The 7845-nt window shown below is 68.9% G+C and carries 8 protein-coding genes; 4 read left to right on the top strand and 4 right to left on the bottom strand.

What is annotated here, in order from left to right; genetic code table 11:
* Together A9X05_RS21435 and A9X05_RS21430 are read left to right on the top strand one after the other, a co-directional pair.
* Positions 1-339 (top strand): DUF350 domain-containing protein (locus A9X05_RS21435; RefSeq protein ID WP_067783958.1); only part of this gene is annotated, 339 nt, incomplete at its 5' end.
* Positions 336-1922, top strand: coding sequence for a polyamine aminopropyltransferase (locus A9X05_RS21430; protein ID WP_067783956.1), 1587 nt, complete (start codon positions 336-338; stop codon positions 1920-1922). The genes A9X05_RS21435 and A9X05_RS21430, both read left to right, overlap by 4 nt.
* Before the next feature lie 29 nt (positions 1923-1951).
* Here the strand turns inward: A9X05_RS21430 and A9X05_RS21425 are convergent, their stop codons facing one another.
* From A9X05_RS21425 to pdxS, 4 genes are all read right to left on the bottom strand, one after another.
* The gene (locus A9X05_RS21425; RefSeq protein WP_067751758.1) at positions 1952-2707 is read right to left on the bottom strand and encodes a YebC/PmpR family DNA-binding transcriptional regulator; all 756 of its coding nucleotides are present in this window, start codon (positions 2705-2707) and stop codon (positions 1952-1954) included.
* Positions 2708-3010: 303 nt separating this feature from the next.
* The gene (gene pdxT / locus A9X05_RS21420) at positions 3011-3607 is read right to left on the bottom strand and encodes a pyridoxal 5'-phosphate synthase glutaminase subunit PdxT (protein ID WP_067751755.1); all 597 of its coding nucleotides are present in this window, start codon (positions 3605-3607) and stop codon (positions 3011-3013) included.
* Positions 3604-4449 (bottom strand): acyl-CoA thioesterase II, encoded by an 846-nt coding sequence (gene tesB, locus A9X05_RS21415; protein ID WP_067783960.1) that lies wholly within the window; start codon positions 4447-4449, stop codon positions 3604-3606. The genes pdxT and tesB overlap by 4 nt, the downstream gene beginning before the upstream one ends.
* Positions 4450-4463: 14 nt before the next feature.
* The gene (pdxS, locus tag A9X05_RS21410; RefSeq protein WP_067751753.1) at positions 4464-5399 is read right to left on the bottom strand and encodes a pyridoxal 5'-phosphate synthase lyase subunit PdxS; all 936 of its coding nucleotides are present in this window, start codon (positions 5397-5399) and stop codon (positions 4464-4466) included.
* A gap of 196 nt (positions 5400-5595) precedes the next feature.
* Here pdxS and A9X05_RS21400 point away from each other — a divergent pair, with 196 nt between their 5' ends.
* Both A9X05_RS21400 and A9X05_RS21395 read left to right on the top strand, forming a co-directional pair.
* Positions 5596-6678 (top strand): PPE family protein, encoded by a 1083-nt coding sequence (locus A9X05_RS21400; protein ID WP_082950104.1) that lies wholly within the window; start codon positions 5596-5598, stop codon positions 6676-6678.
* A 15-nt stretch (positions 6679-6693) separates the two neighbouring features.
* Positions 6694-7845: PE-PPE domain-containing protein (locus A9X05_RS21395; protein WP_067783954.1), on the top strand; the 1152-nt coding region annotated here is incomplete at its 3' end.

Genomic DNA, 7845 nt, shown 5'->3' with positions numbered 1-7845 from the left:
GTGGACGTCCTCACCCCCGGCAACCTGCGTCAACTGGTGTTCATCGACAAGCGCCCGAACGCCGTCGTCCTCGCCTCGGCCATGTACATCGCGCTGGCCATCGTCATCATCAGCGCCATCGCCAGCAGCTACAGCCAGCTGGGGCAGGGACTCGTCGGCGTGGCGGTGTACGGGTTGGTGGGAGTCGTGCTGCAGGGCGGGGCGCTGCTGATCCTGCAGATCGCGGTGCCCGGTAAGTTTCGCGAGCACGTCGACGAGCCCGAGCTGCATCCGGCCGCTTTCGCCACGGCCACCATGCTGGTGGCCGTGGGAGGAGTGATCGCCGCCGCCATCTCATGACCTCGACGGAGAGCCGGCCACAGCCGTCGGTCGCCTCGACGCCGCTGCCCGGGCGGTGGCGGGCCGTCCTGCTGGCCGCCGTCGCGGCGTGCGCGGCGTCCGGCATCATCTACGAACTCGCTCTGCTGACGCTGGCGGCGAGCCTGAACGGCGGCGGCATCGTTGCCACCTCGTTGATCGTCGCGGGCTACATCGCCGCGCTCGGCGTGGGCGCCCTAGTGGTCAAGCCGCTCCTGGCGCACGCGGCGATCGCGTTCGTCGCGGTCGAGGTGCTGCTGAGCATCGTCGGCGGCCTGTCCGCCGCGGCGCTCTACACGGTGTTCGCGTTCATCGACGACGAGTCGATGTGGATGCTGGCGCTGGGCACGGCCCTGATCGGTGGGCTGGTCGGAGCCGAGGTGCCGCTGTTGATGACCATGCTGCAACGCGGCCGCAGCGGCGAGGCGCCCGACACCGGCCGGACGCTGGCCAACCTCAACGCGGCCGACTATCTCGGTGCGCTGCTCGGCGGCCTGGTGTGGCCGTTCCTGCTGCTGCCGCAGCTGGGCATGATCCGCGGCGCGGCGGCCACCGGCATCGTCAACCTGCTGGCCGCGGCCGTCGTGGCGATTTTCGTTCTGCGCCGGGTGGTTTCGGCCCGGCAGCTGGCGATGGCGCTGTGCGCGCTCGCCGCGGCGCTCGCGCTGCTGGCCACGCTGCTGGCGCGTTCGGCCGACATCGAGACGACGAGCAGACAACGGCTCTACGCCGACCCGATCATCGCCTACCAGCACTCGGCCTACCAGGAGATCGTGGTCACCCAACGCGGCAACGACATGCGGCTCTACCTGGACGGCGGCCTGCAGTTCTCCACCCGGGACGAGTACCGCTACACCGAAAGCCTGGTCTACCCCGCCCTGGGGGGAGGCGCCCGATCAGTCCTCGTGCTCGGCGGCGGCGACGGGTTGGTGGCCCGCGAACTGCTGCGGCAGCCGGGCATCACCAAGATCGTGCAGGTCGAGCTCGACCCCGCGGTGATCCAACTGGCGCGCACCACCATGCGCAGGGCCAACGGCGGCTCGCTGGACAGCCCGCGCGTCAAGGTGGTGATCGACGACGCGATGCGCTGGCTGCGCTCGCCGCACCCGGACGTCGTACCGCCCGGGGGTTTCGACGCGATCATCGTCGACCTTCCCGACCCGGACACCCCGGTTTTGGGCCGGCTCTATTCGACGGAGTTCTACGCGCTGGTCGGCCACGCGCTCGCCGCCGACGGGCTCATGGTCGTGCAGGCCGGCAGCCCGTTCTCGACGCAGACGGCGTTCTGGCGCACCACCTCGTCGATCCGCACGGCCGGCTATGCCGTGACGCCGTACCACGTCTATGTTCCGACGTTCGGCGACTGGGGATTCACGCTGGCGCGCCGCGGGTCCACGCCGCCGGCACCCACCGTGCCGCCCAACGCTCCCCCGCTGCGCTACCTCAATCAGCACGTGCTGGACGCCGCCACGGTGTTCCCCGACGACACCCGCCCACGCGCTTTGGACCCGTCAACGCTGGACAATCCGCGCATCGTCGAGGACATGCGGCACGGATACGACTAGGCCCGAGGGCGACGACCTGTGCCGGCCGGTCAGTCCTCGTCGAGCGCGGCCAGAACCTCGTCGGACAAGTCGACGTTGGTCCAGACGTTCTGCACGTCGTCGCTGTCCTCCAGGGCGTCGACGAGCTTGAACACCTTCCGGGCGCCGTCGACGTCCACCGGCACGCTGACCGAAGGTTGGAAGCTGGCCTCCGCGGACTCGTAGTCGATGCCGGCATCCTGCAGGGCGGTCCGCACGGCGACCAAATCTGTTGGCTCCGAGATGATTTCGAAGCTCTCACCCAGGTCGTTGACGTCCTCGGCGCCCGCGTCCAGCACGGCGGCCAGCAGGTCGTCCTCGGTCAGGCCGTTCTTCTCCAGCGTGACGACGCCCTTGCGGGTGAAGAGATAGGACACCGAGCCGGGGTCGGCCATCGTGCCGCCGTTGCGGGTCACCGCCACCCGGACCTCGCCGGCCGCGCGGTTCCGGTTGTCGGTCAGGCATTCGATCAGCACCGCCACGCCATTGGGCCCATAGCCCTCGTACATGATCGTCTGGTAGTCGGCGCCGCCGGCTTCCTCGCCGGCGCCGCGCTTGCGGGCGCGCTCGATGTTGTCGTTGGGCACCGACGTCTTCTTCGCCTTCTGGATGGCGTCATACAGCGTCGGGTTGCCCGCCGGGTCCCCGCCGCCGGTACGGGCGGCGACCTCAATGTTCTTGATCAGCCGGGCAAACTCCTTGCCCCGGCGCGCGTCCTTGACGGCCTTTTGGTGCTTGGTGGTGGCCCACTTGGAATGGCCGCTCATCGGTGTCTCTTACCTCTTCTGTGTTCGAAAGTTCGCCAGACGAGTCTACGTGCACGCTTGCTCGCGCCCGACCGGCCGCTGCCCTTGCGGCTCAGCCGCCCCAGCAGTCACAGGAACCCGGGCATATCCGCCTCCGCGAATGTGATATCGCCCGCGCTATCGATTTTTGGGGACCACCTCATCCCCGGGGAACCGCATCGGGTGTGCGCTCACGGCGCCAATCCCGCCGATTTCCCACCCTGGACGCACGCTGAGAGCCCTCGGCGCACACCCGACCCGCAATAGCGGCGACGGCCCGGTGCGTCAGGCGTGCCCGTTGACGACGTCCACGAAGAGCTGGTGGACGCGGCGATCGCCGGTCATCTCGGGGTGGAACGCCGTCGCCAGGTTTCTGCCCTGCCGCACCGCGACCGGGTGCCCCGACGCTTCGGCCAGCACCTGCACGCCCTCCCCGGCCCGCTCGACCCATGGGGCGCGGATGAACACCGCGCGCACCGGGCCGTCCAGACCGGCGAACGGTATGTCGCCCTCGAACGAATCGACCTGGCGGCCAAAAGCGTTGCGCCGCACGGTCATATCGATCGCCCGCAGTGGCAGCGCCTCGCGCCCGCCCGCGCCGGCGTCCAGGATCTCGCTGGCCAGCAGGATCATGCCCGCGCACGCGCCGTAAGCGGGCAGCCCGTCGGCCAGCAGCCCGCGCAGCGGTTCGAGCAGGTCCAGGTCGAGCAGCAGGTGGCTCATCGTGGTGGACTCCCCGCCGGGAATGACCAGGCCGTCGACCTTCTCCAGCTCGGCGCGGCGCCGCACCGGCATCGAATCCGCCCCGGCCTCGCCCAGCGCGGCCAGGTGCTCGCGGGTGTCGCCCTGCAGCGCCAGTACGCCGATGCGCGGCGCGTTCACTGCGCGGTCGGCTGAAACCCGCGCTGGAAGCGAGTCAGCCCCTCCTGCATGACCGCCGCCACCATCTCACCGGATTGGGTGAAGATCTTGCCTTGGCACAGCGAGCGCCCCCCGCTGGCCGACGGAGACGACTGGTCGTAGAGCAGCCACTCGTCGGCCCGGAACGCCCGCATGAACCACATCGCGTGGTCCAGGGACGCGACCTGCAGATGCTCGCGGACGTCGAGGTGGTTGACCTGCGCCGATCCCAGCAAGGTGAGGTCGCTCATGTAGGCCAGCGCGCAGATGTGCAGCACCGGGTCGTCGGGCAGCGGGTCGCGGTGGCGGAACCACACCTGCTGCTGGGAGGCCTTGCCGGGCAACAGCTGCAATTGGTCGCGCGGCACGATGCAGACGTCCCACTCCTCGAACTGCTTGAAGCCGGCGTCGTCGAACACCTTGATCGAGTCCAGGCCGGGCAGCCCGTCGGGAGGCGGCGCGGCCGGCATGACGTCCTGGTGGTGGATGCCCTCCTGGTCGGTCTGGAAGGACGCCCCCATGCTGAAGATGATTTCGCCGTGCTGAATGGCGTTGACGCGCCGGGTGGCGAACGAACCGCCGTCGCGTGTGCGTTCCACGATGAAGACCGTGGGCTCGTTGGCGTCCCCGGGCCGCAGGAAATAGCCGTGCAGCGAGTGCACCTGGTAGCGCGGGTCTACGGTGCGCACCGCCGAGACGAGCGACTGCCCGGCGACGTGGCCGCCGAACGTGCGCTGGAAATATCCCGACTCGGGGCTGAACACCCGGCCGCGGTAGATGTTGACCTCGAGTTGCTCCAGATCAAGGATCTCTTCGATCGCCACCAACAGCCCCCGGCTTACCAGCCGCGTTCGGCCAGCCGATGGGGCTGCGCGATCTGCTCGACGTTGATGCCCACCATGGCCTCGCCCAGCCCGCGCGACACCTTGGCCAGCACGTCCGGGTCGTCGTAGAAGGTGGTCGCCTTGACGATGGCGGCCGCGCGCTGCGCGGGATCCCCGGACTTGAAGATCCCAGAGCCGACGAACACCCCCTCGGCCCCGAGTTGCATCATCATCGCCGCGTCGGCCGGCGTGGCGATGCCGCCGGCGGTGAACAGGGTGACCGGCAGCTTGCCGGCCCGGGCCACCTCGACCACCAGCTCGTAGGGCGCCCGCAATTCCTTTGCGGCGACGAACAATTCGTCTTCCGACATCGAGGTCAGCCGGCGGATCTCGCCGCCGATGGCCCGCATGTGTGTGGTGGCGTTGGAGACGTCCCCGGTGCCGGCCTCGCCCTTGGACCGGATCATCGCCGCGCCCTCGCTGATGCGCCGCAGCGCCTCGCCCAGGTTGGTCGCGCCGCACACGAACGGCACGGTGAACTTCCACTTGTCGATGTGGTGGGTGTAGTCCGCGGGGGTGAGCACCTCGGATTCGTCGACGTAATCCACGCCGAGGCTCTGCAGGATCTGCGCCTCGACGAAGTGGCCGATGCGCGCCTTGGCCATCACCGGGATGGTCACCGCGGCGATGATGCCCTCGATCATGTCGGGGTCGCTCATCCGCGACACCCCGCCCTGGGCGCGGATGTCGGCGGGCACCCGTTCGAGCGCCATCACGGCGACGGCGCCGGCGGCCTCCGCGATGCGGGCCTGCTCCGGGGTGACGACGTCCATGATGACGCCGCCCTTGAGCATCTCGGCCATGCCGCGTTTGACCCGCGCCGTTCCCGTCTGATTGGCCTGGCTGGACTGTCCGCCGCTCTCCACTAGTTCCCGCTCTCCTTGAACCATCGGGCTTCCACTCTAGTGGTGGGAACAAACCGGTTTTGCCGCCGCTTCCATCAGTCACGCCAAGCGCCTGCGACGCGCGTCACATTGTGTTAAAAATTGCGTCAGCTATTTGCACAACCGCTGCTGCTGGTGCGAATCCCTGGGCGGGCAACCAAGGTCCCACCGGCCGAGGCGGTTGGCCGAGAAGAGGTCTCGGGTGTTGCCGGATTACGTGCTGTTGCCGCCGGAAATCAATTCGGCGCGGATGTACGCGGGGCCCCGCTCGGGGACGATGTGGGCGGCGGCGGCCGCCTGGGACGCGTTGTCCGCCCAGCTGGCGTCGGCCGCGAGTTCCTTCGAATTGACGGTCTCGACCCTGACCGGCGGCCCATGGCAGGGCCCCGCGTCGATGACGATGGCCACGGCCGCCGCCCCGTACGTGCAGTGGCTGACCGCGACGTCGGGGCAGGCCGAGCTGGTGGCCAACCAGACCCGGTTGTCGGCCGCGGCGTTCGAGGTGGCGTTCACCGCGACGGTGCCGCCGGAGGTCATTGCGGCCAACCGGGCGCTGCTGATGTCGCTGATCGCGACCAACATCCTGGGCCAGAACACCGCGGCGATCGCGGCGACCGAAGCGCAGTACGCCGAGATGTGGGCCCAGGACGTGGCCGCGATGACCGCCTACGACGCCAGCATCAAGTCGGCCGAGGCGACGTGGACGCCGTTCAGCAGCCCGCCCCTCACCCTGACCAGCCTGCCCACCCCGACGTTCACCTCCTTCGGCCAGGAACTCCTCCAGACGCTCAGCCAGTCGCTGACCCAGCAACTGATGAACCCGATGACGCAGCTGCAGATGCTTTCCACACCCGCCCAGTTCGCGATGGAACCGATGAACACGGTGATGGGCCAGCTGATGTCCAGCACCAATCCGCTGCTGGGCGGCGCCGGCAGTCTCCCCGCGATGGATCCGGTCCTGGCGTCCACGGCAAGTCCGGGCGCCGGCGGCCCCAGCCCCATCGCCGCCCAGCTCGCCGGGCGCCTCGTCTCGGTGAACGCGGGCCGGGCCGGCTCGATCGGGGCGCTGTCCGTGCCGTCGAGCTGGGCCGGCGCCGCGGCGCCGGCGACCGTCCCGACTCCGGCCGCCGTGGCTCCCGGCACCCCGATCACCCCCATTTCGGCGAGCCCGGCCACCGCGCCGCACCTGCCCTCCCCCGGCATTCCCGGGCGGGCGACGGCCGCCGTCACCCAGTCGATCGCCGGACCGCGCGAAAGTATCGCCGCGCGCCCGGCGCTGAGTTAGCAAGGCGGAGCGACCATGTCGTTCGTGATCACCGACCCCGACGCGATGGCGACGGCCGCCGACGAGTTGCAAGGGCTCGGCTCGTCCCTGCAGGCGACGAACGCGGCCGTGGCCGGACCGACGACGTCGGTGCTGCCGCCGGCCACGGATTCGGTGTCGGTGCGCGTGGCGACGATGCTCGACGCGCACGCCCAGCAGTACCAGGCGTTCAGCGCCCAGGCGGAGTTGTTCCACAACCAGTTCGTACAGACGCTGATCACCGCGAAGGACGCCTACGCCGAAACGGAAGCCACCAACGCCGCCGCCATGCAGTCGACGACGGGGACGCAGAAAATCGCGCTGATCATGGGCGGCACCGGGAATCCGTCGCCGGACCTGAAGTACATGACGTCCATCCAGCAGGCGTATCTCGCCACCAATTACTCCGACTACACCCTGGTGAGTTTGCGCACCCCCGAACAGTTTTGGCCGATCACCGGGCTCGGCAGCGAGACCTTCGGCAAGTCGGTCTATCAGGGCGTGGCGACGCTGAACTCCGCGATCCTGACTCAAACCGCGGCCGGCAATCACGTTGTGGTCGTTGGGTATTCGCAGAGCGCGACGATCGCCAGCCTGGAGATGCGGTACCTGCAGGCCCTGCCTGCCGCCCTACGTCCGAGTCAGGATCTGCTGAACTTCGTCCTGCTCGCCGACCCGAACAATCCGATGGGTGGCATTCTGACGCACTTCATTCCGGGCTTCGGCGCGTTCCACTTCGCCACCCCGCTCACCACGTCGTATGCGACGTCCATCTTCACGCTGCAATACGACGCGATCGCCAACTTCCCGGCGAACTGGTTGTGGCTTCCGTCGGACCTCAACGCCCTGTTCGGCTTCTTCGACCTGCACCACACGATGCCCTTCGTGTCCGCAGCGCAGGTCGCCGGCGCCATCCAGCAACACGTCGGCAATATGAGCTTCTACTTCATGCAGACCGCGCAGTTGCCGCTGCTGGATCCCATCCGGTGGGTCCCCATCCTCGGCAATCCGGTGGCTGATCTGCTGCAGCCGTTCATCAAACCGATCGTCGATTTCGGCTACTACGCGCCCGGGATTCTGCCCGGCCCGGTGAGCATCGCCGGATCCGTCGGCCAGGGCGTCACGTCCGGAATCGCCAGCCCGCTGGTG

It is taken from the genome of Mycobacterium sp. E3298, from assembly GCF_001666895.1.
GTDB lineage: Bacteria > Actinomycetota > Actinomycetes > Mycobacteriales > Mycobacteriaceae > Mycobacterium.
This window is presented reverse-complemented; position numbering and strand designations above follow the sequence as displayed.

Excerpts from the sequence above, each read along its gene's own strand:
- A9X05_RS21430 (WP_067783956.1), top strand. The coding sequence starts at position 336 with ATGACCTCGACGGAGAGCCGGCCACAGCCGTCGGTCGCCTCGACGCCG.
- pdxS (WP_067751753.1), bottom strand. The coding sequence starts at position 5,399 with ATGGTTCAAGGAGAGCGGGAACTAGTGGAGAGCGGCGGACAGTCCAGC.
- A9X05_RS21425 (WP_067751758.1), bottom strand. The coding sequence starts at position 2,707 with ATGAGCGGCCATTCCAAGTGGGCCACCACCAAGCACCAAAAGGCCGTC.